Source organism: Micromonospora sp. RHAY321, from assembly GCF_023896955.1.
Lineage (GTDB): Bacteria > Actinomycetota > Actinomycetes > Mycobacteriales > Micromonosporaceae > Micromonospora.
On record NZ_JAMHIW010000003.1, the window covers coordinates 487,532 to 513,428 of the forward strand.

A 25,897-nucleotide genomic window follows, 5' to 3' on the forward strand; every position below is an offset into this window, starting at 1 on the left:
TCAGACCGGTTGCGCATCGATACGCGTCCGGAGACTTGTTCACGCCTGGTTCACATCGCGGCCGACGAGCGCTCACCACGTCCTCCTAGCGTCCGGCAGGTACGCCCGGCCGATGCCTGATCCAGCCGTGCCACCGACCTTCCCAGGAGGCTTCTCCCATGAGCGACCGTCCCCGGCTGCTCCCGCTGTTGGGTGCCAACCGCCACGGCACCCGCGACGCCATGACCTGTCTCTACCGCTGTGGAAACGCCTGCGACCACCCGGTTCCGAACACGTCCGACAACGCGTACTTCGGGGACGTGGTGAACGCGGAGGTCTCGCGGCGCGGCGTGGTCCGGGCCGGCGCGGTCGGCGCGCTGGTGCTCGGTTTCGGTGGCGCTGCGGCCGGTGCGCTGGCTGGCGCCGCCCCCGCCATGGCGGCCCCCACCACCCCGGCGCTCCCGGACGTCCCGGAGGCCTTCGGTTTCGGGCGTCCCACCACCGGTGTCGGCAGCGGCAAGCTGAGCTTCAAGCCGATCCCGCCGAACAAGCTGGACACCCTGGTCGTGCCGAACGGGTACGACCACGCCGTGGTGATCAAGTGGGGCGACCCGGTGGTGCCGGGCGCGCCCGAGTTCAACGTGCACAGGCAGACCGCGGCGGCGCAGTCCAAGCAGTTCGGCTACAACAACGACTTCGTGGGCGTGCTGCCGCTGGACAAGCGGGGCAACCGGGCGCTGCTCGTGGTCAACCACGAGTACACCAACGAGGACCTGATGTTCCCGGGCTTCCCCGGCCTGGACGGGCTCTCGGTGGAGCAGCTGCGCACCGCGATGGCCGCGCACGGCATGTCGGTGGTGGAGATCGAGCGGGTCGCCGGCACCGGGCAGTGGACGCCGGTCGACAACGGTCGGCGGCCGTACAACCGCCGGGTCACCGCGCTGAGCACCAAGTTCGACCTGACCGGCCCGGCCGCCGGCTCGGCGTGGCTGAAGACCGCCGCCGACCCGAAGGGCCGCACGGTCGTCGGCACGCTGAACAACTGCGCCGGCGGGGTGACCCCGTGGGGCACGGTGCTCTCCGGCGAGGAGAACTTCAACCAGTACTTCGTCGGCGCCGACGGCGTCCCGGCGGAGCTGAAGCCGAAGATGGACCGGTACGGCATCAGCACCGCGTCCCGCTACCCCAGCGGCAGCCGTAAGTGGGAGCGGGCGGACGAGCGTTTCGACCTGGCGAAGCACCCGAACGAGGCGCACCGGTTCGGCTGGATCGTCGAGATCGACCCGTTCGACCCGGAGAGCCGCCCGCGCAAGCACACCGCGATGGGCCGGTTCAAGCACGAGGGTGCGAACGTCATCGTCGCCAGGGACGGGCACGTGGTCGCGTACATGGGCGACGACGAGCGGTTCGACTACCTCTACAAGTTCGTCTCGGACAAGAAGTTCCTGAAGGGCAACTCCTGGGCCGCCCGCAAGCACAACCTGACGCTGCTGGAGTCGGGCACGCTCTACGTCGCGCAGCTGGAACAGACCAGCGCCGGCGAGATCGACGGCTCGGGCAAGCTCCCCACCGACGGCGCGTTCAACGGCCGGGGCCGCTGGATCAAGCTGGTCAGCGGCAACCGTTCGTTCGTCGACGGGATGACCGCCGCCGACGTGCTCACCTTCACCCGGGTCGCCGGCGACAAGGTCGGCGCGACCAAGATGGACCGCCCGGAGGACGTCGAGCCGAGCCTGCTCACCGGCAAGGTGTACGTGGCGCTGACGAACAACACCAACCGGGGCGTCGGCAGCAACCCGAAGGCGGACGAGGCCAACCCGCGGACCGCCAACAAGCACGGGCAGATCCTGGAGCTGGTCGAGGACCGCAGCGACAACACCGCCGAGAGCTTCGCCTGGTCGCTGCCGATCGTCTGCGGCGACCCGACGGACCCGTCGACCTTCTTCGCCGGGTACGACAAGACCAAGGTCTCCCCGATCTCGTGCCCGGACAACGTCGCCTTCGACGCCACCGGAAACCTGTGGATCTCCACCGACGGCAACGCGCTGGGCAGCAACGACGGCCTCTTCGCCACCGCCGTGGAGGGCCCGGAGCGGGGTCACCTCAAGCAGTTCCTGACCGTTCCGCTCGGCGCCGAGACCTGCGGCCCGTTCATCACCGGCGACAACCGCTCGGTCTTCGTCGCCGTGCAGCACCCGGGTGAGATCACCGGCGCCTCGGTGGAGAACCCGGCCTCGAACTGGCCGGACGGCGACTACGCCAAGCCGGGCGTGGTGGTCACCTGGCGCCTCGACGGCGGCCCGGTGGGCAGCTGACGTCACTCCGGCGGTCCGGTGCTGGACCGCCCCGAGAGGCCCTCTCCCAGCCTGGGAGAGGGCCTCTCGGCGTCGCGGGTCAGTGGTCGGCGGCGATGCCGTCGGCGACGGCGCGGGCGACGGTGAGCAGCTTGGCCCGGACCACCCGGGCGGAGGTCATCATCTCGCTGGCCGGCAGCGCGCAGGCCAGCACGACCCGCCGTTCCATGTCCTTGTCCGGCGAGACGAGCACCGCCGCGCAGGCGACCCCCTGGCGGAACTGCCCCATCTCCAACTGCATGCCGCGCCGGTCGCCGGCGGCCAGGTCGGCCTCGAACGCCTCGGTGCTGGTCAGCGTGGCCGTGGTGAACGGGCGCATGCCGTACTCCCGCAGGTAGCGGAAGCGTTGTTCGGCGGTCAGGGTGGCGAGCAGCGACTTGCCGAGCGCGGTGGCGTGCGCCCCCTCGTCGAAGCCGGGGACCAGGTCCTCCAGGTAGGGCGACCGGTGCCCCTCCGCGACCGCTGTGAGGGCCACCTGGCCGCCGACGAAGCGACCCAGGTAGTGGCTGTAGCCCGTGTCGACGGCGGCCCTGCGCAGGGTCTCACCAACCGCCGGCGGGCCACGGAAGGCGGTGACCAGCTCGCGGTAGCGGTCGGCCACCTCCAACCCCACGATGTACGTGCCGTCCTCCCGACGGATCACGTAGCCCTCGTAGGCGAGTGTGCGCACCAGGTGGTACGTGGTGGCCACGGTCAGCTCGCACCGCCGGGCGATCTGTTTGACGGTCAGGCCCTTCGGGGCGCGACCGACCGACTCCAGGACCCGCAGCGCTCGGGACACGCTGCGGATCAGGTCCGAAGGTTCTGCCAAGGGGTCGCGCACAACCACCTCCGCCGCCGGGGACTTACACCATATGAAATACAGGCCGGGTGCGATATGCCTGTTCGGGTCGAGGATGCCAGATCACCATCCACGCCTTGTGCCTCGCCGGTCACGCGGAGTGGCCTGAGCGGGTCTCGCGTAGGTTTGCCGGACGATGACCAACACCGCCTCCACCCCCGCCCCGACCCGCCCGGTTCGGGTCAGCGCCGGTGCCGTCGCCACGACCATCGCCTGCGTGCTGCCCGTCTTCCTGCTCGGTGGCCTCGCCGTGCAGATGGGCGAGGACCTCGGCTTCTCCCCGGCCGGCCTGGGCCTGGCCGTCGCCGTCTACTTCGGGGTCAGCGCGCTGGCCTCGGTGCCCTCCGGCCGCCTCGTCGAGCGGTACGGGCCCGCCGTGGTGGCCCGCTGCGGCATCCTGCTGTCCGCCGGGTCGATGCTGGCCGTGGCAGTGCTCGCCCGGTCGTACCCGGTGCTGGTGGGGCTGCTGGCGCTGAGCGCCGGCGCGAACGCCCTCGGCCAACTGGCCAGCAACGCCGCGCTGGCCCAGCACGTCCCCGCCCGCCGCCAGGGGCTGTCGTTCGGCGTCAAGCAGGCGGCCATTCCGGTCTCGACCCTGCTGGCCGGCGCGGCGGTGCCAACCATCGCGCTCACCGCCGGTTGGCGCTGGGCGTTCGTGGTGGCCGCCGGCGCGGCGCTGACGACACTGCCATCCGTACCCCGTCAGCAGGCCGGCCGCGCCCGGCGGACCGGCACCGGGCGCGCGGGCCGGGCCACGGCGGCGCTGGTGGTGGTCGGCGCGGCGGCGACGTTGGCCTCGGGCGCGGCCAACGCCCTCGGCACCTTCCTGGTGGACTCGGCGGCCGCCCGTGGCCTCTCACCGGGCCTCGCCGGCCTCACCCTGACCCTGGGCAGCGCGGTCTGCGTGCTGGCCCGGGTCGGCGCCGGCTGGCTGGCCGACCGGCGGTCCAGCGGCCACGTGGCGCTGATCGCCGCGATGCTGGTGGTCGGCGCGGCCGGGCTGGGTCTGCTCGCCCTGACCGGCGCGGTGCCACTGGTGGCGGGCGTGGTGCTCGGCTTCGGCCTCGGCTGGGCCTGGCCCGGCCTGATGAACTTCGCGGTGGTCCGGCTCCACCCGCAGGCCCCGGCCGCCGCCACCTCGATCACCCAGACCGGGGTGTACGCGGGCGGCTGCCTCGGACCGCTGACCCTGGGCCCGCTCGCCGCCCACCTGGGCTACCCGACGATGTGGAGCACGGCGGCGGTGTCCATGCTGCTCGCCGCCGCCCTCATGCTCGTCGGCAGCCGCCTGTTGACCCGCACCGCCGCCGGGACGGGTCGGGGCGGGGATCAGCTGGTGCGGTCGGCGATGTAGTCGCAGAGCGACTCGAGGGCGCGGCGGGACGGGCCGGTCGGCAGCGGGGCCAGCCGCGCGCGGGCGTCCTCGGCGTAGCTGCGCACCGTCTCCCGGGCCCGCTTGAGCGCCGGGCTCTCCCGGAGCAGCCCCAGCGCCTCGGCGTGCAGCGCGTCGTCGGTCAGCGGGCCGGTGGCCAGGATCTCGCGCAGCCGCACCGACGCCGCGTCCGAGTCGTCCGCGGCGCGGGCGTAGAGCACCGGCAGCGTCGGAACGCCCTCACGCAGGTCCGTGCCGGGCGTCTTGCCGGACTGCACCGACTCGGAGGCGATGTCCAGCAGGTCGTCGGAGAGCTGGAACGCGACGCCGATGGTCTCGCCGTACCCGGCCAGCGCCTCGACGTGCTCAGCGGAGGCGCCACCGAACATGCCGCCGAACCGGGCCGACGTGGCGATCAGGGAGCCGGTCTTCTCGGCGATCACGTGCAGGTAGTGCGCGACCGGGTCGTCACCGGCGCGGGGCCCGACGGTCTCCGCGATCTGACCGTGCACCAGCCGGGCGAAGGTGCGCGCCTGCAGGCGGACGGCCTCCGGACCCAGGTCGGCCGCGATGTCCGCGGCCCGGGCGAAGAGGTAGTCGCCGACCAGGATGGCGACCGAGTTGGTCCAGCGGGAGTTGGCGCTCGGCGCGCCCCGCCGCACGGCGGCCTCGTCCATCACGTCGTCGTGGTAGAGGGTGGCCAGGTGGGTGAGCTCCATCACCACGGCCGCCGGGACCACGTTCGGGGCGGCCGGGTCACCGAACTGGGCGCCCAGCGCCACCAGCAGCGGCCGGAACCGCTTCCCACCGGCCTCGACGAGGTGCCGGGCGGCCTCGGTGACGAACGGATCGGCGCTGGCCACACTGGCCCGCAGGTCGACCTCGACCGTGTCGAGCAGACCCAGCACGGACGCCTCGACGCGGGGATCGGCGAGATGGAGGCCGAGCGCGCCGAACTGACTCGTGCTCGCCCGACCCCGGCGACCGCCGGGGCCGGTGGCACCTGAACGCTCGCCAGCCGGAATCACCACGCCATCAACCATGCCACACCCGTTCTACCTGCTCCGGGTCGCCGAAGCTGTGGTCACCGCACGAAGTCGGCGGCTCCGGTAGCCAGATCGAGCAGCGGCGCCGGGGCGACACCCAGCACCAGGGTGGCCAGGACGCCGATCATCAGCGCGGCGGAGGTTAGCCCACCGGGCACGGTGACCGTCGGGGTGGACTCGCCCGGCTCGGACAGCCACATCATCACCACGACCCGCAGATACGGGAAGGCCAGCACCATGCTGGTCAGCACACCGGCGATCACCAGCCACGCCTGGCCGCCGTCCAGCGCCGGCCCGAAGATCGCGAACTTGCTGGTGAAGCCGCTGGTGAGCGGGATGCCGGCGAAGGCCAGCAGGATGAACGTGAACAGGCCGGCGTAGAACGGCGAGCGCCGGCCCAGCCCGGCCCAGCGGGACAGGTGGGTGGCCTCCCCGTCGGCGTCGCGGACCAGGGTGACGACCGCGAACGCGGCGAGCACCGAGAATCCGTACGCGACCAGGTAGAACATCGTCCCGGAGAGCCCGTCACGGCTCGGCGACAGCACACCGACCAGCAGGTAGCCGGCGTTGGCGATCGAGGAGTACGCGAGCAGCCGCTTGATGTCGGTCTGGGTCACCGCGAGCACCGCGCCGACCAGCATGGTCAGCACCGCCACGGCGCCGAGCACCGGGGTGAAGTCCCAGGCGGCACCGGCGAACGCCACGTGAAAGACACGCAGCAGCGCGCCGAACGCGGCGACCTTGGTGCAGGCGGCCATGAAGCCGGTCACCGGGGTCGGTGCGCCCTGGTAGACGTCCGGCGTCCAGACGTGGAACGGAGCCGCCGCGGCCTTGAAGAGCAGGCCGATGGCGAGCAGCGCCATGCCGGCGAAGAGCAGCACCGGGCTGGTCGGCGACTCGGTCACCGCCGCGTTGATCGTGGAGAAGTCGACCCCGGCCCCACGGCCCGGGATCCCGGACGTGAACCCGTAGATCAGGGCCACCCCGAAGAGGAAGAACGCCGAGGCGTACGCGCCGAGCAGGAAGTACTTCATCGCCGCCTCCTGACTCAGCAGCCGCCGGCGACGGGCCAGCGCGCAGAGCAGGTACAGCGGCAGCGAGAAGACTTCCAGCGCGATGAACATGGTCAGCAGGTCGTTCGCCGCCACGAAGATCAGCATGCCGCCGATCGCGAACGTCGTCAGCGGGTAGATCTCGGTGAGGCCGTTGCGCCCCTCGGCCTGCCGTCGGTCGTCGGCCGACTCGGCGGTCACCGCGGCCTGCGCGACGAACGCGCCGCCCCGCTCCACCGAGCGGTCGCCGATCAGCAGCAGCGCCATCGCGGCCAGCACCAGGATCGCGCCCTGGAGGAAGAGCGTCGGCCCGTCCACCGAGATGGCCTGGCCGGCGGTGATGAGCCGGTCGTCGGCGTTGAGGACCACCATGGTCAGCGCGGCGAGGACGGCCAGCAGGGCCAGCGTCAGCTGCACGACGTGCCGCGAGCGCCGGGGCACGAAGGCCTCGACCAGCACGCCGACCAACGCGGCGCCCAGCATGATCAGGATTGGGGCGAGTGCCGCGTAGTCGAGCGACGGCAGTTTCAACTCGGTCACTGGGCCGACCTTTCGTTCACGACTGCGGGGCTCGCAAGCTCACTCCTCGCGTTCACCGGCGCGCCTCCTGGACGGTGCCCACCGACGGGGCGGGGTCGGTCCTGCCGATGTCGTCCATGGTCGCCTGGACGGCCGGGTTGATCACGTCAGTGACCGGCTTCGGGTAGAAGCCGAGCAGCACGATCAGCGCGATCAGCGGGGCGACCACGACCTTCTCGCGCAGGTTCAGGTCCCGGCGCATCCCGTCGACCTCGGTCAGGGCCGGATTGAGCGTGCCCTGGGTGGTGCGCTGCACCATCCACAGCACGTACGCGGCGGCCAGGATGATGCCGAGCGTGGCGATGACCGCGACCGGCTTGTTCACCGTGAACGTGCCGATCAGCACCAGGAACTCGGAGATGAACGGCGCGGTGCCGGGCAGCGCGAGCGAGGCGAGACCGGCGAAGAAGAGCACCCCGGCGAGCACCGGGACCAACTTGCCGGCACCACCGAAGTCACTGATCAACGCCGAGCCACGCCGGGCGATCAGCATGCCCACCACCAGGAAGAGCAGGCCGGTGGCCAACCCGTGGTTGAGCATGTAGAGCACCGCGCCGGTGCCGGCCTGGGTGGTGAAGGCGAAGATGCCCACCCCGATGAAGCCGAAGTGCGCGATCGAGGTGTACGAAACCAGCCGCTTGAGGTCGTTCTGGCCGACCGCCAGCAGCGCGGCGTACACGATGCCGATCACGCCGAGCGCCAGCGCCCACGGCGCGAACCACTTCGACGCCTCGGGGAACAGCGGCAGGCAGTAGCGCAGGATGCCGAACGTACCGACCTTGTCCAGCACGCCGACCAGCAGCGCCGCCGCGCCCGCGGGGGCGGCGCCACCGGCGTCCGGCAGCCAGGTGTGGAACGGGAAGAACGGCGCCTTGATGGCGAACGCGAGGAAGAAGCCGAGGAACAGCCAGCGCTCCGTGCCGGTGCTGATGTCGACCTGCGACAGGGCCTGCCAGTCGAAGGTCTTGCCGCCGACCACCCAGAGCCCGATCACCGCGGCCAGCATGAACAGGCCGCCGACGAGCGAGTAGAGGAAGAACTTCACCGCCGCGTACTGCCGCTGGTGGCCGCCGTAGCTGCCGATCAGGAAGTACATCGGCACCAGCATGACCTCGAAGAACACGTAGAACAGGAAGACGTCGGCGGCGGCGAAGACGCCGATCATCGTGCACTCGAGGACCAGCAGCAACGCGAAGTAGACGGGCACCGACCGCTTCGACGACTCCGCGTCGTGCCAGGACGCCAGGATCACCAGCGGCACCAGCACCGCGATCAGCATCAACATCACCAGCGCGATGCCGTCGGCGGCGAAGGTGAAGTTGACGCCCCAGTTCGGGATCCACGAGTACGACTCGCGGAACTGGAACCTGTCACCGCCTGCCTTGAAGCTGACCCACATCACCACCGAGAGCACCAGCACCAGCAGCGACCAGACGAACGCCACCTGCTTGGCCAGCTCCGGCCGGTGGCGCGGCAGGAAGGCCACCACCAGGGCGCCCACCAGTGGCGCCACGGTGAGCACCGAGAGGAACGGGAAGTTGGACATTATGCGGCCTTACCTCCGTCGTCACTGCGTGGTCCGCCGGCGGGGGCGGCCGGAAAGAGGTCGATCACGCCAACCACCCCGCCTGCACGGCCAGGAACGCCGCCATCACCAGCAGCGCACCGGCCAGGATCGAGGTGGCGTACGAGCGGACGAAGCCGGTCTGCAGCCGCCGGAGCCGGCCCGAGCCACCGCCGACCGCGGCGGCGAGCCCGTTGACCAGCCCGTCGACGCCCCGGTTGTCGAGGTAGACCAACGCCCGGGTGAGGAAGATGCCCGGCTTCTCGAAGACCGCCTCGTTCACCGCGTCGGTGTAGAGGTTGCGCCGTGCGGCGGTGACCAGCACCCCGGCCGGTTGCGGCGCGGTGGCCGTACCGGCGCGGAACAGGAACCAGGCCAGCCCGGCGCCGAGAACGGTGACCAGCAGCGAGAGCACGGTGATCACGGCGTGCGAGAGGACCGCCTCGTGCTCGGCGTGCTCGCCGCCCAGCCCGGCGGTCGCCGTCAGCCAGTCCGGCACCGAGGTGGAGAGCAGGAAACCGGCACCGACCGAGCCGACCGCCAGCAGGACCAGCGGGATCGTCATCAACGCCGGCGACTCGTGCGGGTGCTCGATGTCCTCGGTCCACCGCTTCGGGCCGTGGAAGGTGAGCACGAACAGCCGCGTCATGTAGAACGCGGTCAGCCCGGCGCCGAGCAGCGCCGCACCGCCGAAGAGCCAGGCGGTCCAGTCCTCCCGCTCGAAGGCCGCCACGATGATCGGCTCCTTCGAGAAGAAGCCGGAGAACGGGAACATGCCGATGATGGCCAGCCAGCCCATCATGAAGGTCAACCAGGTGATCTTCATGTGCTTCGACAGCCCGCCGAAGCGGCGGATGTCCACCTGGTCCTTCATCCCGTGCATGACCGAGCCGGCGCCCAGGAACATGTTGGCCTTGAAGAAGCCGTGCGCCAGCAGGTGCACGATGGCCAGCGCGTACGCCCCACCGCCCAGGCCGACGCCGAGGAACATGTAGCCGATCTGGCTCACCGTCGACCAGGCGAGCACCCGCTTGATGTCGTCCTTGGCCGCGCCGATGATGCAGCCCATCAGCAGGGTGAGCGCGCCGACGCTGACCACCACGAGCTGGAGCGTCGAGTTCGCGGAGAAGATCGGGTTGGAGCGGGCGATCAGGTAGACGCCCGCCGTGACCATGGTGGCGGCGTGGATGAGCGCCGACACCGGGGTCGGGCCCTCCATCGCGTCCGGCAGCCATGCCTGGAGCGGGAACTGGCCGGACTTGCCTGCCGCGCCGAGCAGCAGCAGCAGGCCCAGCACCAGCACGGTGGCGCCGGTCAGCGCGCCGACACCGTTGAACACCTCGTCGTACTGGGTGGTGCCCAGCGTGGCGAACATGATGAAGATGCCGATGGCCAGGCCGGCGTCGCCGACCCGGTTCATCAGGAACGCCTTCTTGCCGGCGGTGGCCGCGCTGGGCCGCCCGTACCAGAAGGAGATCAGCAGGTACGACGCCAGGCCGACGCCCTCCCAGCCGAAGTACAGCATCACGTAGTTGTTGCCGAGCACCAGCAGCAGCATGGCCGCGACGAACAGGTTGAAGTACGCGAAGAACCGGCGGCGGCCCGCGTCGTGCGCCATGTACTCCACCGCGTACAGGTGGATCAGGAAGCCCACCCCGGTGATCAGGAGTACGAAGACCGCGGCCAGCGGGTCGAACAGCAGGCCGAAGTCGACCCGCAGGTCACCGACTGCGATGAAGTCCCAGAGGCTCAGCTCGACCGACTTGTTCTCCAGGCCGCGAAGCTGGAAGAAGGAGGACAGGCCCAGCACGAACGCGGCACCGATGGCGGCGACGCCCAACCAGTGCCCCCAGCGGTCGGCACGCCGGCCGAGCAGCAGCAGGACGGCCGCGCTGACCAACGGGATCGCCACCAGCAGCCAGACGCTGCCGAGCAAGCCCGTGGCCTCTGCGTAGTGCACAGTCTCTTCCACTTGCTTGCCCCTTAGTACTTGAGCAGGTTGGCGTCGTCGACACTCGCCGAGCGTCGAGTCCGGAAGATCGACATGATGATCGCGAGCCCGACCACGACCTCGGCCGCCGCCACCACCATCACGAAGAACGCCATGATCTGACCGTTGAGGTCGCCGTTGATCCGGCTGAAGGTGACCAGGGTCAGGTTGGCCGCGTTGAGCATCAGCTCCACGCACATGAACAGCACGATCGCGTTGCGCCGGATGAGCACCCCGGACGCGCCGATGGTGAACAGCACCGCGGCCAGCACCAGGTAGTGGTTGGGCGTCACTGGTCCGTCCCCTTCAGCGAGGTCTCCTGGGCGGTCAGCTCCCGCACCGGCAGGATGTCCGGCGTGCTCCGCTCGGTGAGCCGTCCGTCCGGCAGGCGCGCCGGGGTGGCCACCGAGGAGGAGGTCGCGAAGACACCGGGGCCGGGCTTGGGGCCGGGGTAGTTGCCCGGCGCGAAGCGCGCGCGCATGGTCGACGGCTGGTCGACCTTGTCCTGCTTACGCCGCTCGATGTGCGCGAGCACCATGGCTCCGACCGCCGCGGTGATCAGCAGGGCCGAGGTCAGTTCGAACGCGAAGACGTACTTGGTGAAGAGCAGCCGTGCGATGCCCTGCACGTTGCCCTCCGCGTTGGCCTGCTCCAGGCCGACGGCGGTCGTTCCGTCCATCGCCCGGTAGAGCGCGCCGCCGACCAGGCCGGCGAAGCCCAGCCCGAGCACGATCGCGGCGACCCGCTGGCCGCGCAGCGTCTCGATCAGGGAATCGGACGCGTCCCGACCGACCAGCATCAGCACGAACAGGAACAGCATCATGATCGCGCCGGTGTAGACGATGATCTGCACCATGCCGATGAACGGCCCGGCCTGGAGCACGTAGAACACGCCCAGGCAGAGCATGGTGAGCACCAGCCAGAGCGCCGAGTGCACGGCGTTACGGGCGGCCACCATCCCGATCGCGCCGATCAGCGCGAGCGGCGCGAGGATCCAGAAGGTGATCTCCTCGCCGCCGGACACGTCGCCCGCCGCGGCCAGCACCGTAGACGTGGTCATGCTTCCTCTCCCTTGCCGGCCGCCGCGCGCTGGGCGGCCTGCTCGGCGCCCGGGAACGTCACACCGGGGTGCTCCTCGACGTGGTAGCGGCCGGGGCCCATCGGGGACGTCTCGGCACCGGCGGAGGTGCCCGGGTTGTCCAGCGCGCCGACGTAGTAGTCCTTCTCGCTGTCGCCCAGTCGCATCGGGTGCGGCGGCTGCTCCATGCCCTCCAGGAGCGGCGCGAGCAGCTGCTCCTTGGTGAAGATCAGGTCCTGCCGGTTGTCCCGGGCCAGTTCGTACTCGTTGCTCATGGTGAGCGAACGCGTCGGACAGGCCTCGATGCAGAGCCCGCAGAAGATGCAGCGGGCGTAGTTGATCTGGTAGATGCTGGCGTACCGCTCACCCGGCGAGAAGCGCTGCTCGTCGGTGTTGTCGCCACCCTCGACGTAGATCGCGTCCGCCGGGCAGGCCCAGGCGCACAGCTCACAGCCGATGCACTTCTCCAGGCCGTCCGGGTGCCGGTTGAGGATGTGCCGCCCGTGGTAGCGCGGCGCCGACACCGGCGGCTTGAACGGGTAGTCGGTGGTGACGACCTTCCTGAACATGTGCGAGAAGGTGACCCCGAATCCCTTGAACGTTCCGGTGATCGCGCCCACGTCACACCTCCCTGGAATCCGAGCCGGTGGCGATGTTGGCCGGCTCCCGCTCGGCGACCACGCGCGTGATGCGCGGGCTCGGTGGTACCTGTAGATCCATCGGTGGCAGCGGGAAGCTGCCGTAGGGGCGGTTGTCCACCTGTTCCTGGGTGGTCGGCTTCGGCTGCGGCCGGCGGTTGGGCCAGAACAGCGTGGCGACCAGCAGGATGCCGGCCGGGATGCCGACCGCGATCAGCTTGCCGCGCGAGTCCCAGTCCTCGATGGAGCGCAGGCCCGACAGGACCAGGATCCAGACCAGGTTGATCGGCAGCAGCACCTTCCAGCCGAAGCGCATGAACTGGTCGTAGCGCAGCCGGGGCAGCGTGCCGCGCAGCCACACGAAGACGAAGACCAGCGCGATCACCTTGCCGAAGAACCAGAGCATCGGCCACCAACCGGAGTTGGCGCCCTCCCAGATCGTGATCGGCCACGGTGCCCGCCAACCGCCGAGGAACAGCGTGGTGGTGACCGCGGACATGGTCACCATCGCGACGTACTCGCTGAGCATGAAGAGCGCGAACTTCAGCGAGCTGTACTCGGTCATGAAGCCGGCGACCAGCTCGGACTCGGCCTCGGGCAGGTCGAACGGTGCCCGGTTGGTCTCGCCCACGGTGGAGATGAAGAAGATGATGAAGCTGGGCAGCAGCAGGATCGCGTACCAGCCCGGCGCCGGGATCGAGTTGCCGAAGATGGTCAGCTCGGTGCCGTGCCCCTGCTGGGCGACGATCCCGCTGGTGCTCATCGTGCCGGCGGTCATGAACACCGCCACGATCGAGAGCCCCATGGCGACCTCGTAGGAGATCATCTGGGCGCTCGACCGCAGGCCGCCGAGCAGCGGGTACGTCGAGCCGGAGGCCCACCCGCCCAGCACGATGCCGTAGACGCCCATCGAGGAGCAGGCCAGCAGCACCAGCACCGCCACCGGCACGTCGGTCACCTGCAACGGCGTGTGGTGGCCGAAGATGCTCACCATCGGGCCGAACGGCACCACCGACAGCGCGGTGACCGCGCAGATCACCGAGATGGTCGGCGCGAAGAAGTAGACGACCTTGTCGGCCGCCTTCGGCAGGATGTCCTCCTTGAAGGCCATCTTCAGACCGTCGGCGAGCGTCTGCAGCAGGCCGAACGGACCGACCTGGTTGGGGCCGGGCCGCACCTGCATGTAGCCCACCACGCGCCGCTCGAACCAGACACCGAGCAGGGTGGCCAGCAGACCGAAGGCGAACGCGAAGACAATCTTGATGAGGACCAGCCACCACGGATCCCGGCCGAAATCGGCCAGCGTCGGGTCCTGGGCCAGGTAGGACGGGCTCACTGGTTACCCCCAGCGTTGAGGAGCGGACCCGGGAGACCGGCCTCGTCCGCCGCCACGCGCCCGGCCGGAACGGCCGCGCCCGGTGCGGGGATGGAGATCCGGACGACCGCGCCGGACGTCGCCCCGAGGCTGCGTCGCACGGTCGAGCCCGGTGAGTTGGTCGGCAGCCAGACCACGCCGTCCGGCATCTCGGTGATCTCCGCCGGCAGGGTGAGCGCCCCTCGGTCGGTGCCCACCGTGACCGCGTCACCGTCGGCGACGCCCAGCGCCTCCGCGGTGCCCTTGCCCAGCCGGACCACCGGCGGGCGGGCGGTGCCGGCGAGGTTCTCGTCGCCGTCGGTCAGGGTGCCCAGGTCGACCAGCTGGTGCCAGGTGGCCAGCACGGCCTCCCCGGCGCGCGGGTGCGGCACGGTGCCCGGCGCCACCGACGGCGGCGCCGGCCGCTGGGTGCGCGTCGCCGGCAGCGCGCCCAGCTCGCGGCGCACGCTCGGCACGTCCGCGGTGCCGAGCCGCACGTCGAGCAGCGCGGCCAGCGCGTCGAGCACCCGGCCGTCGGTCATCGCGGCGGTCTGCAGAACCGCCTCGAACGGGCGCAGCCGGCCCTCCCAGTCCAGGAAGCTGCCGGCCTTCTCGACCACCGGGGCGATCGGCAGCACCACGTTGGCCCGCCGGGTGACCGCGCTACCGCGCAGCTCCAGGCTGACCAGGAACGGCACCGCGTCCAGGGCGGCCTCGGCCAGCCGCGGGTCGGCCAGGTCGGCCGGGTCCACACCGCCCACCACCAGCGCGCCGAGCTGCCCGTTGGCCGCGGCCGACAGGATCTGGTCGGTGTCCCGACCAGGCTGGCTCGGGATCACCCCGGCCGGGATGTCCCACGCCTCGCCCAGCTCGGCCCGGGCGGCCGGCTCGTTGACCAGCCGACCACCGGGAAGCAGGTTGGGCAGGCAGCCCGCGTCGACCGCGCCGCGGTCACCCGCGCGCCGCGGCACCCAGGCCAGCTTCGCGCCGGTACGCCGGGCCACGTCCGCCGCGGCGGAGAGCCCGCCCGGCACACTGGCCAGCCGCTCGCCGACGATCAGGATCGCACCCGGTGCGCTCAGTGCCTCGGAGACCGTGGCGTGCTCGGCCAGCACGCTGGCCTCCTCGCCCGGCACGACCCGGGCCAGCTTGGCGCCCAGCTTCTCCAGCCCGCGGGTGGCGAACGGCGCCAGCGCGTACACCGTCAGCGTCTTCTTCAGGTACGCCTTGCGCAGCCGCAGGAAGAGGATGGGGCACTCCTCCTCCGGCTCCAGGCCCACCAGCACCACCGCCGGCGCGTTCTCCACGTCGGTGTAGGTGACGTCGGTGACCCCGGCGACCGAGCTGGCCAGGAAGTCGGCCTCCTCGCGGGAGACCGGCCGGGCCCGGAAGTCGATGTCGTTGGTGTTCAGCGCCACCCGGGCGAACTTCGCGTACGCGTAGGCGTCCTCGACGGTCAGCCGACCACCGGTGAGCACCGCCGTGCCCTGCCCACCGTCCCGGGCCGCGCGCAGCCCCTCGGCGGCGACGGTGAGCGCCTCGCTCCAGGATGCCTCCCGAAGCTCACCGGTGCGCTCGTCGCGGACCAGCGGGTTGGTGAGGCGGTCGGTGGCCCGGGTGTACTGGAAGGCCCACCGGCCCTTGTCGCAGTTCCACTCCTCGTTCACGGCCGGCTCGTCGCCGGCCAGCCGGCGCAGCACCTTGCCGCGCCGCCAGTCGGTGCGCTGCCCGCAGCCGGCCGAGCAGTGCTCGCAGACGCTGGGGCTGGAGACCAGGTCGAACGGGCGGGCCCGGAACCGGTACTGGGCGCCGGTCAGCGCACCCACCGGGCAGATCTGCACGGTGTTACCGGAGAAGTAGGAGTTGAACGGCACGTCGCCCGCGTCGCCCTGCTCGCCGTACGCGTCGTCCCGGTAGATGTTGATCTCTTCGGCGGACGACCGGCCCATCAGGTCGATGAACTTGTCGCCGGCGATCTCCTCGGAGAACCGGGTGCAGCGCTGGCAGAGCACGCAACGCTCGCGGTCCAGCAGCACCTGGCTGCTGATCGCCATCGGCTTCTCGTACTCCCGCTTGTGCTCGTGGAAGCGCGAGTCGGTGCGGCCGGTGGACATCGCCTGGTTCTGCAGCGGGCACTCGCCGCCCTTGTCACACATCGGGCAGTCCAGCGGGTGGTTGAGCAGCAGCAGCTCCATCACCCCCTCCTGCGCCTTCTTGGCGACCGGGGAGGTGATCTGGGTGCGGACGACCATGCCGTCGGCGACGGTCTGGGTGCAGGAGGCGACCGGCTTGCGCTGCCCCTCCACCTCGACCAGGCACTGCCGGCACGCGCCGGCCGGGGCCAGCAGCGGGTGGTCGCAGAACCGGGGGATCTCGGTGCCCATCTGCTCGGCGACCCGGATCAGCAGCGTCCCCTTGGGGGCGGTGACCTCGACGCCGTCGATGGTGAGGGTGACGGTCTCGGTCTGCTTGGCTACGTCGGTCATCAGTGCGCCCCTACCAGGGTCTTCTCCGACAGCTTGGGTGCGGTACGTCCCTCGATGTAGTCGAGGTAGTCCTGCTTGAAGTACTTCAGCGACGAGGTCACCGAGCTGGTCGCGCCGTCACCGAGACCGCAGAACGAGCGGCCGAGGATGTTGTCGCAGGTGTCCAGCAGGGTGTCCAGGTCCTCGTGGGTGCCCTGGCCGGCGAGGATCCGCCGGTAGACCCGGACCATCCAGTAGTTGCCCTCGCGGCACGGGGTGCACTTGCCGCACGACTCGTGGTGGTAGAACTCCAGCCACCGGTACGTCGCGTAGACCGGGCAGTCCTGGTCGGAGAAGATCTGCGTGGCCGTGGTGCCCAGGATCGAGCCGGCCGCCGCCACCCCCTCGAAGTCCAGGGGCACGTCCAGGTGCTCGGCGGCGAGCAGCGGGGTCGACGAGCCGCCCGGGGTCCAGAACCGCAGGTTGTGGCCGGGCTGCATCCCACCGGCCAGCTCCAGCAGCTCGCGCAGGGTGACGCCCATGGAGCACTCGTACTGGCCGGGGTTGACGATCCGGCCGGACAGCGAGTAGATCATCGGCCCGGACGACTTCTCCGTGCCCATGGACTTCCACCAGTCGGCCCCACCGAGCACGATCGGCGGCACGCTGGCGATGGTGCCGACGTTGTTCACCACCGTCGGGCTGGCGTACAGGCCGTGGGTGGCCGGGAACGGCGGGCGCAGCCGGGGCTGACCCCGGAACCCCTCCAGCGAGTCCAGCAGCGCCGTCTCCTCGCCGCAGATGTACGCCCCGGCGCCGGAGTGCACCACCAGCTCCAGGTCGTAGCCGCTGCGCAGGATGTTCCGGCCGAGGTAGCCCTTGTCGTACGCCTCCTGGACCGCGTTGCGCAGCCGGCGCGCGGCGTGCACCGCCTCGCCCCGGATGTAGATGTAGGCGCGGCTGGCCCGGATCGCGTACGACGCGATGATCACGCCCTCGACCAGCGCGTGCGGGTCGTGGGTCATCAGCGGCAGGTCCTTGCAGGTGCCCGGCTCGCCCTCGTCGGCGTTGACCACCAGGTAGTGCGGCTTGCCGTCACCCTGCGGGATGAAGCCCCACTTGAGACCGGTGGGGAAGCCGGCGCCACCCCGGCCGCGCAGCCCGGAGTCCTTGATGAGCTGGATCAGGTCGTCAGGGTGGGCCTTGAGGGCCTTGCGCAGCGCGGCGTAGCCGTCCAACTGCTCGTAGGTGCCGATGCGCCAGGCGTCCGGCGACAGCCAGCGCTTGGTCAGCACCGGCGTCAGCTTGGCCAGCGTCTCCGGGCGGGGAGTGGTCACTTCTGTGCCCCCGTTTCGCTCGCGCCGGCGGAGTTCGCGCCACCGGCGCTCGCCGACGCTTCGTTGAGGTTGCGCTCCTGCGCGCCGGTGGTGTCACCGGCGGGCTTGCCGTCGCCGGCCGGCTCGTTGGCCGCCACGCCGGCGGCCTCCGCCTCCTGCGCGTCGCGCGGGGCCGGCGGCGAGGTCTCCGCCGGGACCTTGGTGCCAGGGGCGTCCGGCGCGGGGGTCGCCGCGTCCGGCTGCCGGGTCTCGGCGGTACGCACCTGCGGCGACTTGTCGTCCGGTGCCTTCACGTCCGGCGCGGTGCTGCCCGTCGCGGCGGCGGGCTCGCCGACGCGGGGCGTACCCGTCGGAGCGGACGCGCCGTCGCCACCCTTCACCGGGCCGACCTGCGCGGCGGGCGCCTCGACCGGCTTCGCGGCAGCCTCGGCCGCCTTCGCCTTCGCGGCCGCCTTGTCCGCCTCGGCCTTGCTGCGGATCGGAGTGTTCGGGTCGAAGCCCGGCACCGAGACCCCGTGCTGCTGTGCCAGCCGCAGCCCGCGCAGGGTGGGCTCGCCCGGCCCGCCGTCGGCGACCGCGCCCTCACGCTCGTCGGCGAAACCGGCGAGCTGCACCGCCATCTCCTTCAGCGTGCAGAGCCGGGCGCCCCGGGTCGGCATCGGCCGGCCGCCGGCGCGCAGCTCGTCAACCACCCCGACGGCGGTGGACGCGTCCACGCCGTCGAAGAAGTCGTAGTTGACGGTCATCACCGGGCCGTAGTCGCAGGCCGCCAGGCACTCGGCGTGCTCCAGGGTGATCTTCCCGTCGGCGGTGGTCTCGTCGTGCCCGACGCCGAGGTGCTCGGCGAGGGTGTCGTAGACCTCCTGGCCGCCCAGCACGTTGCACATGGTGTTGGTGCAGACGCTGACCAGGAAGTCGCCGGTCGGCTTGCGCTTGTACATGGTGTAGAAGGTGGCCACCGCGCCGACCTGGGCCTTGTTCAGGCCGAGCACCTCGGCGCAGAACGCGACACCGGCCGGGGAGACGTACCCCTCCTCCGCCTGGACCAGGTGCAGCAGCGGCAGCAGCGCCGAGCGGGACCGGTCCGCCGGGTAGCGCGCGATGATCTCGCGTGCCCGCTCCCGGGTCTCGTCAGTGAACGTCGTCGTCATCGGTCACAACCACCCATCACGGGGTCCAACGAGGCGCCGCCGGCGATCACGTCGGCGATCAGGCCGCCCTCGGCCATCGCCGGGAGGGCCTGGAGGTTGACGAAGCTCGGCTCCCGGTAGTGCACCCGGTACGGCCGGGTGCCACCGTCGGAGACCGCGTGCACGCCCAACTCGCCACGGGGCGACTCGATGCCGACGTACACCTGGCCGGGCGGGACCCGGAAGCCCTCGGTGACCAGCTTGAAGTGGTGGATCAGCGACTCCATCGACTGACCCATGATCTTCGCGACGTGCTCCAGCGAGTTGCCCATGCCGTCGACGCCGATGGCCAGCTGCGCCGGCCACGCGATCTTGCGGTCGGCAACCATCACCGGACCCGGACGGAGCCGGTCCAGCGCCTGCTCGACCAGCTTCATCGACTCCCGGATCTCGGCGAGCCGGACCTGGTAGCGGCCCCACACGTCACCGTCGGGGTGGGTCGGCACGTCGAACTCGTACGTCTCGTAGCCGCAGTACGGCATGGTCTTGCGCAGGTCCCACGCGAGGCCGGCGGAGCGGAGCACCGGACCGGTGATGCCGAGCGCCACACAGCCGGTGACGTCGAGCACCGCGACGTTCTTGGTGCGCTCGGTCCAGATCGGCTGGCCGGAGAGGAGGTCCTCGTACTCCTTGAGCTTCTTCGGCATCATCTTCAGGAAATCGCGGATCTTGACGATCGCCTCGTCCGGCACGTCCTGCGCCACACCGCCCGGCCGGATGTACGCGTGGTTCATCCGCAGGCCGGTGATGGTCTCGAAGATGTCGAGGATGTACTCCCGCTCGCGGAAGCCGTACAACATGATCGAGATCGCGCCCAGCTCCATGCCGGTGGTCGCCAGCCAGACCAGGTGCGAGGAGATCCGGTTGAGCTCCATCATCAGCACGCGGATGGTGGTGGCCCGCTCGGTGATGTCGTCGGTGATGCCGAGCAGCTTCTCGACCGCCAGCGCGTACGCCGTCTCGTTGAACAGCGGAGCGAGGTAGTCCATCCGGGTCACGAAGGTCGAGCCCTGCACCCAGTTGCGGTATTCGAGGTTCTTCTCGATGCCGGTGTGCAGGTAGCCGATGACCGAGCGGGCCTCGCGGACCGTCTCGCCCTCCAGCTCCAGGACCAGCCGCAGCACGCCGTGCGTGGACGGGTGCTGCGGACCCATGTTGACCACGATCCGCTCGTCGTGGATCGGGTCGGTGCCCGAGACGATCGTGTCCCAGTCCCCACCGGTGACGGTGAAGACCCTGCCCTCGGTGGTCTCGCGCTCGGTCGCGTAGTTAGACGTGGTCACTGGTAGGACCTCCTCCGGTCCGGCGGCGGGATCTCGGCGCCCTTGTACTCGACGGGCACACCACCGAGCGGGTAGTCCTTGCGCTGCGGGTGGCCCTCCCAGTCGTCCGGCATGAGGATCCGGGTCAGGTTGGGGTGGCCGTCGAAGACGATGCCGAACATGTCGTACGCCTCGCGCTCCTGCCAGTCCGCGGTCGGGTAGACCGCGGTCACGCTGGGCAGGTGCGGGTTCTCGACGGAGACCGCGGCCTCCAGCCGGACCCGGCGCCGGTAGGTCATCGAGGTGAGCAGGTAGACCACGTGCAGGCGCCGCTCGTCGGCACCGAGGTAGTCCACGCCGGACACCGACGAGCACAGCTCGAAGCGCAGCGCGAGGTCGTCCCGCATCACCTGGCAGACCTCGGCGATCCGCTCGGGTCGTACGTGCAGGGTCAGCTCGCCCCGGTCGACCACGACCTTCTCGATCGCGTCACCGAAGGCCGGGTAGGCCTCCTCCAACGCGTCGCGGACCTCGTCGAAGTAGCCGCCGTACGGCCGGGCGGCCTCCTCGATCGGCTGGCGCTGGCGGACCAGCCCGCCGTAGCCGGACACGTCGCCGGAGCCCTGGTTGCCGAACATCCCCCGGCCGGCCGGACTGGCCGGCGGGTACTCGGCGGGGGCGGTGCTGCTGGCGCCGGCCGGGGTGACCGGTACCGGCACACCGCCGTCGTTGTTCCTGTCGTTCGGTGCGGTCACCGTGCCCACCTTCCGTTCCCGACTGCGGGGCCCCGCTCCGCTGCACTCCGCACGCTCACTTGGGGCCCCTCTGCGCGTGGAGGTGGTTCTGCGCGTTCATCCAGTTCTCGATCCGCAGCTGCTCCTCGCGCCCCTCGCGGACCGCCTGGGTCCACTCGGCACGCCGGGCCTTGTCGTTGCGGTACGAGGACGGCATCGAGCCGTAGGGCACGACGGGGATGTCGCCGCGCTCCTGACGGGCGGCCAGCATCTTGCGGCCGTTCGGGCCCAGCGGCTCGTACATGATCTTCTCGCGGAGCTTGAGGATCGCGTCGATGAGCATCTCGGGCCGGGGCGGGCAGCCGGGCAGGTACATGTCGACCGGCACCACGTGGTCGACGCCCTGCACGATCGCGTAGTTGTTGAACATGCCGCCGCTGCTGGCGCAGACGCCCATGGAGAGCACCCAGCGGGGCTCGGCCATCTGGTCGTAGATCTGCCGCAGCACCGGTGCCATCTTCTGACTCACCCGGCCGGCCACGATCATCAGGTCGGCCTGCCGGGGCGAGGCCCGGAAGACCTCCATGCCCCAGCGACCCATGTCGTAGTGCGGGCCACCGGCGGCCATCATCTCGATGGCGCAGCAGGCCAGGCCGAAGGTGGCGCCCCACACGGACGACTTCCGGGACCAGTTGACCAGCTTCTCCACCGAGGTGAGCAGGACGCCGGCGGGAAGCTTCTCCTCGATGCCCATCTGACGTTCCTTCCTCAGTCCCAGTCCAGGCCGCCGCGCCGCCACACGTAGGCGTACGCGACGAAGACCGCGACGATGAACAGGACCATCTCCACGAAGCCGAAGATCGGCAGGGCGTCGAACGAGACCGCCCAGGGGTAGAGGAAGATGATCTCGATGTCGAAGACGATGAAGAGCATCGCCGTCAGGTAGAACTTGATCGGGAACCGCCCACCGCCGACCGGCTGGGGGCTCGGCTCGATGCCGCACTCGTAAGCCTCGAGTTTGGCCTTGTTGTAGCGATGGGGACCGGCGAAGCGGGCGGCGCCAACGGAGAACAGCGAGAACGCCGCGGCGAGGGCGAACAGCCCGATGATCGGTGCGTAAGGCGAGAGCGACATCGTATTCTCCTGCTCGTCCTTCCCTGCCCTCGGTGCTTGACGAAAATCACACTATTCACGTCCCTCGCGGTGGCTGCCGGCGGGGGTCGATCTTTGTCAGCATCGGGGCTGTGACCAGCCCCGATGCCGTCCTACTTATACGGCTGGCGCTGCTTTCGTCATCGCGTTGATGACCCGGTCCATCGCGTCCCCACCACGGGGGTCGGTCAGGTTGGCCAACAGTTTGAGCACGAAACGCATCAGCGTCGGGTGCGGCATGCCGTGTTTGGTGGCGATCCGCATGATCTCGGGACGGCCGATCAGCTTCACGAAGATGCCGCCCAGCCGGTAGTAGCCGCCGAGCCGTGCCTTCAGCTCGTTCGGGTACGCCATCAGCGCCCGCTCCCGCTCCGGGCCGGCCGGCCGCGCGAGGGCCTGCACCGCGACCTCCGCGGCCAGTTCGCCGGACTCCATGGCGTACGCGATGCCCTCGCCGTTGAAGGGGTTGACCATGCCGCCGGAGTCACCGACCAGCAGGACGCCGCGGGTGTAGTGCGGCACGCGGTTGAAGCCCATCGGCAGCGCGGCGCCGAGGATCGGGCCGTCGGCGTTGGTCTCGTCGGTCATGCCCCAGTCGGCGGGCGTGTTCGCCAGCCAGTCGGTCAGCAGCCGGCGGTAGTTGGTCTTGCCGAACGCGGAGGACGAGTTGAGCACGCCGAGACCGACGTTGACCCGCCCGTCACCGAGCCCGAAGATCCAGCCGTACCCGGGCAGCAGGTTGTCGCCGCTGTCCTTGCTGCGCAGCTCCAGCCACGACTCCAGGTAGTTGTCGTCGTGCTTGGCGGGCGAGCGGTAGTAGCGGCGGACGGCGACGCCGATCGGCCGGTCCTCCCGCTTGGCCAGGCCGAGAGCGAGCGGGAACCGGCCGGAGACCCCGTCGGCCGCCACGACCAGCGGGGCGTGGAAGGTGGCCGGGGTCTTGTCCGGGCCCACCTCGGCCTCGACGCCGGTCACCCGGCCGTCGCCGTCGAGCACCGGGCCCAGCACGTTGACGCTGGTCTGCAACTTGGCGCCGGCGGCCACCGCCCGCTGGGCGAGCAGGTCGTCGAAGTCCAGTCGGGTGCGCACCAGACCGTAGTTGGGGAAGCTGGCCAGGTCCGGCCAGTCCAGCTCCAGGCGCACGCCGCCGCCGATCACCCGCAGGCCGCGGTTGTGCAGCCAGCCGGCCTCGGGCGAGGTGTCCACGCCCATCCGGATGAGCTGGCGCACCGCGCGCGGGGTCAACCCGTCGCCGCAGACCTTCTCCCGGGGGAACTCGGTCTTCTCCAACAGCAGCACCCGAACGCCGTGCCGGGCCAGGTGGTACGCCGTTGCCGATCCACCGGGACCGGCGCCTACGACGATGACGTCGGCATCGTGCTCCACCGCGGTCATTCGCGCCTCCTCCCGCACGCTCGTGAAATGCTTCACAAGCCAGACGGGACGAGTGTATGACCGGCGTCATACCTGCGCAGGATCAGGGGTACCTAACTCGCCGATGTGACAGCCAATGACCGTCCACAGCGGCCAGGTGTCAGGCCGGGCTGGGCGCGTCGAGGCCTGCGTCGACCCGGATCGTCTCCGGCAGGTGCTCGCGCAGCGCGCCCCCTGCCGCCCGATCCAGCGCGCCCAGCACCTCGGCGACGACCTGCCGGACGTCCGCCGGATCGGCACCGGCCAGCGCGCGCAACTGCGCGATGAGTTCGGCCGCGTCGTCGTCGGTGGCGGCCACCGGGTCCGCCGGGTCTGCTCCGGTCATGCGGACGAGCGTACGGGGCAAAGTGGACTAAAGTCGGATATTCACGAAATCTGAATATCGTCCGCGCCCGCGCCGTGGTCCGGCGTTACTCGCGGATCCCCCGGTGCAGCGCGACCACGCCGCCGGTCAGGTTGCGCCAGGCCACCCGGCCCCAGCCCGCCGCCGCGACCCGCCCGGCCAGCGCCGCCTGGTCCGGCCAGGCGCGGATCGACTCGGCCAGGTAGACGTACGCCTCGGGGTTGCTGGACACCGAACGGGCCACCGCCGGCAGCGACCGCATCAGGTACGACAGGTAGACCGTCCGGAACGCCGGGTTGACCGGGGTGCTGAACTCGCAGACCACCAGCCGTCCACCGGGCCGGGTGACCCGGGCCAGCTCGCGCAGCGCGGCGTCGGTGTCGTTGACGTTGCGCAGCGCGAAGGAGATGGTCACCGCGTCGAAGCTGGCGTCGGCGAACGGCAGCCGCAGGGCGTCGCCCGCCAGCAGCGGCACCTCGGGCCTGACCCGCTTGCCGGCGTACAGCATGCCCAGCGACAGGTCGGCACCGACCGCGTACGCCCCCGACTGGGCCAGCTCCCGCGTCGAGACGCCGGTGCCCGCGCCGACGTCCAGCACCCGCTCGCCGGGCCGCAGCCCGAGCGCCGCGCGGGTGGACCGACGCCAGGAGCGGTCCTGGCCGAAGGAGAGCACCGTGTTGGTCAGGTCGTAGCGCTCGGCCACGCCGTCGAACATCGCGGCGACCTCGTGCGGCTGCTTGTCCAGACTGGCGCGCTGGCCCTGCGGGGTACGGCTCACCCCTCCACTCTGCCAGCCGCCGTCGAGCCGACGACCGTCGGGTGGCGCGGGGCCCCGTACGCGAAAGGGCGGGGTGGTCGCCCACCCCGCCCTCGCGTCGCGTCGTCGTCAGTCGGTCGACTTCTCGTCGCCCGGTGCGACCAGGACGACCTTGCGCCGGCGGGAGAGCACCAGCAACGCGCCGCCCGCGAGCAGGATGATGCCGCCGATGCCGCCGATCAGACCTGCCTGCACACCGGTCACCGGCAGTCCGCCGCCGGAGCCACCACCGGCGGTCGGCGACGTGGTCGCGCCCGGCGTCGCCGAGCCGCTCGGGCTCGGCGTGGCCGTCGGGGTGGGCGAGGGCTGCACGGTCAGGTCGACGAAGACGTCGAAGATCGCCTGGTTGTCGACCTCGTCGGTCTCGGTGAAGGACTTCCGCTGGGCGCTGGTGGCCAGTTCCGGCTGCTCCTCGGGCTGACCCGCCGAGCCGTCCAGACCCTGCGCGAACAGCTCACCGACGCGCAGCACGGGCTCGGTGACGTCCGCGCCGACCGTCACCTTGATGTCCGCCGTGTAGTACTCACCTGGCTTGATCACCGCGCCGTCGTCCTGGCAGAGCGCCTGGGCGATACCGCCGAAGGTCTGCTGCTCGCAGGTGTCCGGCAGGGTGGCGAAGGTGACGCCCGCCGGGAGCGTGAGCACGTACGAGAGGCCGGTGGCCTTGCGGCTGCCGTCGTTGTAGACCGCCCAGTCCAGCGGCACGGTCTCACCAGGCCGCACGGGCCGCAGGTCGGGGTCGTCGCCCTTGACGCCGTTCACCACGACGTTGGCGTTGACGTCCTGCACCCAGCTGGTCAGGTCGTAGCCGGGCTTGGTGACGGTGATCTCGTGCTCGACCTCGTTGTCGAGAGGTTGAGGATCGGAGGTGGCCGAGTTGATGGTGACCACCAGCGTGCCGGCGTCGCCGCGACCGCCGGTGGAGAAGAGCGGGACGCCGAAGTCCTCGCTGGTGCCGGCCGGCACGTCGCCGAGCGGGCAGGTGAACTTCCTGCCCTGCACCTGGCAGCCGTCGGGCACCAGGACCCCGACCTTGTTCTTCTTCAACCGGCTGGTGTCCACGGTGTAGCTGACGCCCTTGGCGTCGACCGTGCTGCGGGTGTTGTCGACCGTGAACTTGAAGGGCTTAGCCTTGGCCGCCTTGACGCCCTTGGCCAACTCGGAGCTGATCGGCGTCAGGGCCAGGTCGGCCCCGTCGGCGGCGTACGCGGGGGCGGCCACGGTGGCGAGGCCACCGGCCGCGAGCAGGGCCACGACGCCGACGCGCGCCAGGGCCGAGCGGTGGAACGCTGTCATCAGTCCCCCGGGGGATAGGG

The 25,897-nt window shown here is 70.8% G+C and carries 22 protein-coding genes; 2 read left to right on the plus strand and 20 right to left on the minus strand.

Going from position 1 to position 25,897, the window contains the following annotated elements; all coding sequences use genetic code 11:
• Positions 1-158: 158 nt before the first annotated feature.
• The gene (locus M8C17_RS10365) at positions 159-2,294 is read left to right on the plus strand and encodes a PhoX family phosphatase (RefSeq protein WP_252416184.1); all 2,136 of its coding nucleotides are present in this window, start codon (positions 159-161) and stop codon (positions 2,292-2,294) included.
• 79 nt (positions 2,295-2,373) lie between these two features.
• On the opposite strand, the gene M8C17_RS10370 is transcribed toward M8C17_RS10365, so the two are convergent.
• On the minus strand, positions 2,374-3,156 hold the full coding sequence (locus M8C17_RS10370; protein ID WP_252416185.1) for an IclR family transcriptional regulator: 783 nt from the start codon (positions 3,154-3,156) through the stop codon (positions 2,374-2,376).
• A gap of 154 nt (positions 3,157-3,310) precedes the next feature.
• Between M8C17_RS10370 and M8C17_RS10375 the strand changes: the two genes are divergently transcribed.
• Positions 3,311-4,528 carry an MFS transporter gene (locus tag M8C17_RS10375; protein ID WP_252416186.1) on the plus strand — a complete coding sequence of 406 codons (1,218 nt, stop codon included), beginning with the start codon at positions 3,311-3,313 and terminating at the stop codon, positions 4,526-4,528.
• Here the strand turns inward: M8C17_RS10375 and M8C17_RS10380 are convergent.
• From M8C17_RS10380 to M8C17_RS10470, 19 genes are all read right to left on the minus strand, one after another.
• Positions 4,504-5,589 carry a polyprenyl synthetase family protein gene (locus M8C17_RS10380; protein WP_252416187.1) on the minus strand — a complete coding sequence of 362 codons (1,086 nt, stop codon included), beginning with the start codon at positions 5,587-5,589 and terminating at the stop codon, positions 4,504-4,506. The genes M8C17_RS10375 and M8C17_RS10380 overlap by 25 nt on opposite strands.
• Before the next feature lie 41 nt (positions 5,590-5,630).
• Positions 5,631-7,184, minus strand: a complete 1,554-nt coding sequence (nuoN, locus tag M8C17_RS10385; RefSeq protein ID WP_252416188.1) for an NADH-quinone oxidoreductase subunit NuoN — start codon at positions 7,182-7,184, stop codon at positions 5,631-5,633.
• Between the two features lie 52 nt (positions 7,185-7,236).
• Positions 7,237-8,769: an NADH-quinone oxidoreductase subunit M gene (locus tag M8C17_RS10390; protein WP_252416189.1), complete on the minus strand. Its 1,533-nt coding sequence runs from the start codon at positions 8,767-8,769 to the stop codon at positions 7,237-7,239.
• A 64-nt stretch (positions 8,770-8,833) separates the two neighbouring features.
• Positions 8,834-10,759 (minus strand): NADH-quinone oxidoreductase subunit L, encoded by a 1,926-nt coding sequence (gene nuoL, locus M8C17_RS10395; RefSeq protein ID WP_252416190.1) that lies wholly within the window; start codon positions 10,757-10,759, stop codon positions 8,834-8,836.
• An 11-nt stretch (positions 10,760-10,770) separates the two neighbouring features.
• Complete coding sequence (nuoK, locus tag M8C17_RS10400; RefSeq protein WP_007454601.1) at positions 10,771-11,070, minus strand: NADH-quinone oxidoreductase subunit NuoK; 300 nt, start codon at positions 11,068-11,070, stop codon at positions 10,771-10,773.
• Positions 11,067-11,837 (minus strand): NADH-quinone oxidoreductase subunit J, encoded by a 771-nt coding sequence (locus M8C17_RS10405; protein WP_252416191.1) that lies wholly within the window; start codon positions 11,835-11,837, stop codon positions 11,067-11,069. The genes nuoK and M8C17_RS10405 overlap by 4 nt, the downstream gene beginning before the upstream one ends.
• Positions 11,834-12,475 carry an NADH-quinone oxidoreductase subunit NuoI gene (nuoI, locus tag M8C17_RS10410; RefSeq protein WP_252416192.1) on the minus strand — a complete coding sequence of 214 codons (642 nt, stop codon included), beginning with the start codon at positions 12,473-12,475 and terminating at the stop codon, positions 11,834-11,836. The genes M8C17_RS10405 and nuoI overlap by 4 nt, the downstream gene beginning before the upstream one ends.
• A 1-nt stretch (position 12,476) precedes the next feature.
• Positions 12,477-13,829 (minus strand): NADH-quinone oxidoreductase subunit NuoH, encoded by a 1,353-nt coding sequence (nuoH, locus tag M8C17_RS10415; RefSeq protein ID WP_252416193.1) that lies wholly within the window; start codon positions 13,827-13,829, stop codon positions 12,477-12,479.
• Positions 13,826-16,333 carry an NADH-quinone oxidoreductase subunit G gene (locus tag M8C17_RS10420; RefSeq protein ID WP_252416194.1) on the minus strand — a complete coding sequence of 836 codons (2,508 nt, stop codon included), beginning with the start codon at positions 16,331-16,333 and terminating at the stop codon, positions 13,826-13,828. Before M8C17_RS10420 ends, nuoH begins: the two co-directional genes overlap by 4 nt.
• Positions 16,333-17,649 carry an NADH-quinone oxidoreductase subunit NuoF gene (nuoF, locus tag M8C17_RS10425; protein ID WP_252416195.1) on the minus strand — a complete coding sequence of 439 codons (1,317 nt, stop codon included), beginning with the start codon at positions 17,647-17,649 and terminating at the stop codon, positions 16,333-16,335. The genes M8C17_RS10420 and nuoF overlap by 1 nt, the downstream gene beginning before the upstream one ends.
• Positions 17,646-18,800 (minus strand): NADH-quinone oxidoreductase subunit NuoE, encoded by a 1,155-nt coding sequence (gene nuoE / locus M8C17_RS10430; protein ID WP_252416196.1) that lies wholly within the window; start codon positions 18,798-18,800, stop codon positions 17,646-17,648. Before nuoE ends, nuoF begins: the two co-directional genes overlap by 4 nt.
• Positions 18,797-20,122 carry an NADH-quinone oxidoreductase subunit D gene (locus M8C17_RS10435; RefSeq protein WP_252416197.1) on the minus strand — a complete coding sequence of 442 codons (1,326 nt, stop codon included), beginning with the start codon at positions 20,120-20,122 and terminating at the stop codon, positions 18,797-18,799. The genes nuoE and M8C17_RS10435 overlap by 4 nt, the downstream gene beginning before the upstream one ends.
• Positions 20,119-20,856: an NADH-quinone oxidoreductase subunit C gene (locus M8C17_RS10440; protein WP_252416198.1), complete on the minus strand. Its 738-nt coding sequence runs from the start codon at positions 20,854-20,856 to the stop codon at positions 20,119-20,121. Before M8C17_RS10440 ends, M8C17_RS10435 begins: the two co-directional genes overlap by 4 nt.
• Before the next feature lie 55 nt (positions 20,857-20,911).
• Positions 20,912-21,589 (minus strand): NADH-quinone oxidoreductase subunit B family protein, encoded by a 678-nt coding sequence (locus tag M8C17_RS10445; protein ID WP_252416199.1) that lies wholly within the window; start codon positions 21,587-21,589, stop codon positions 20,912-20,914.
• 14 nt (positions 21,590-21,603) lie between these two features.
• A complete protein-coding gene (locus M8C17_RS10450) occupies positions 21,604-21,969 on the minus strand; it encodes an NADH-quinone oxidoreductase subunit A (RefSeq protein WP_121655464.1) in 366 nt (121 codons plus the stop codon).
• 135 nt (positions 21,970-22,104) lie between these two features.
• Positions 22,105-23,382 carry a geranylgeranyl reductase family protein gene (locus M8C17_RS10455; protein ID WP_252416200.1) on the minus strand — a complete coding sequence of 426 codons (1,278 nt, stop codon included), beginning with the start codon at positions 23,380-23,382 and terminating at the stop codon, positions 22,105-22,107.
• A 139-nt stretch (positions 23,383-23,521) separates the two neighbouring features.
• Positions 23,522-23,746, minus strand: a complete 225-nt coding sequence (locus M8C17_RS10460; protein WP_252416201.1) for a hypothetical protein — start codon at positions 23,744-23,746, stop codon at positions 23,522-23,524.
• 85 nt (positions 23,747-23,831) lie between these two features.
• Positions 23,832-24,542: a demethylmenaquinone methyltransferase gene (locus tag M8C17_RS10465; protein WP_308209399.1), complete on the minus strand. Its 711-nt coding sequence runs from the start codon at positions 24,540-24,542 to the stop codon at positions 23,832-23,834.
• Positions 24,543-24,650: 108 nt separating this feature from the next.
• Positions 24,651-25,877 (minus strand): LPXTG cell wall anchor domain-containing protein, encoded by a 1,227-nt coding sequence (locus M8C17_RS10470; protein ID WP_252416202.1) that lies wholly within the window; start codon positions 25,875-25,877, stop codon positions 24,651-24,653.
• Between the last annotated feature and the right edge of the window lie 20 nt (positions 25,878-25,897).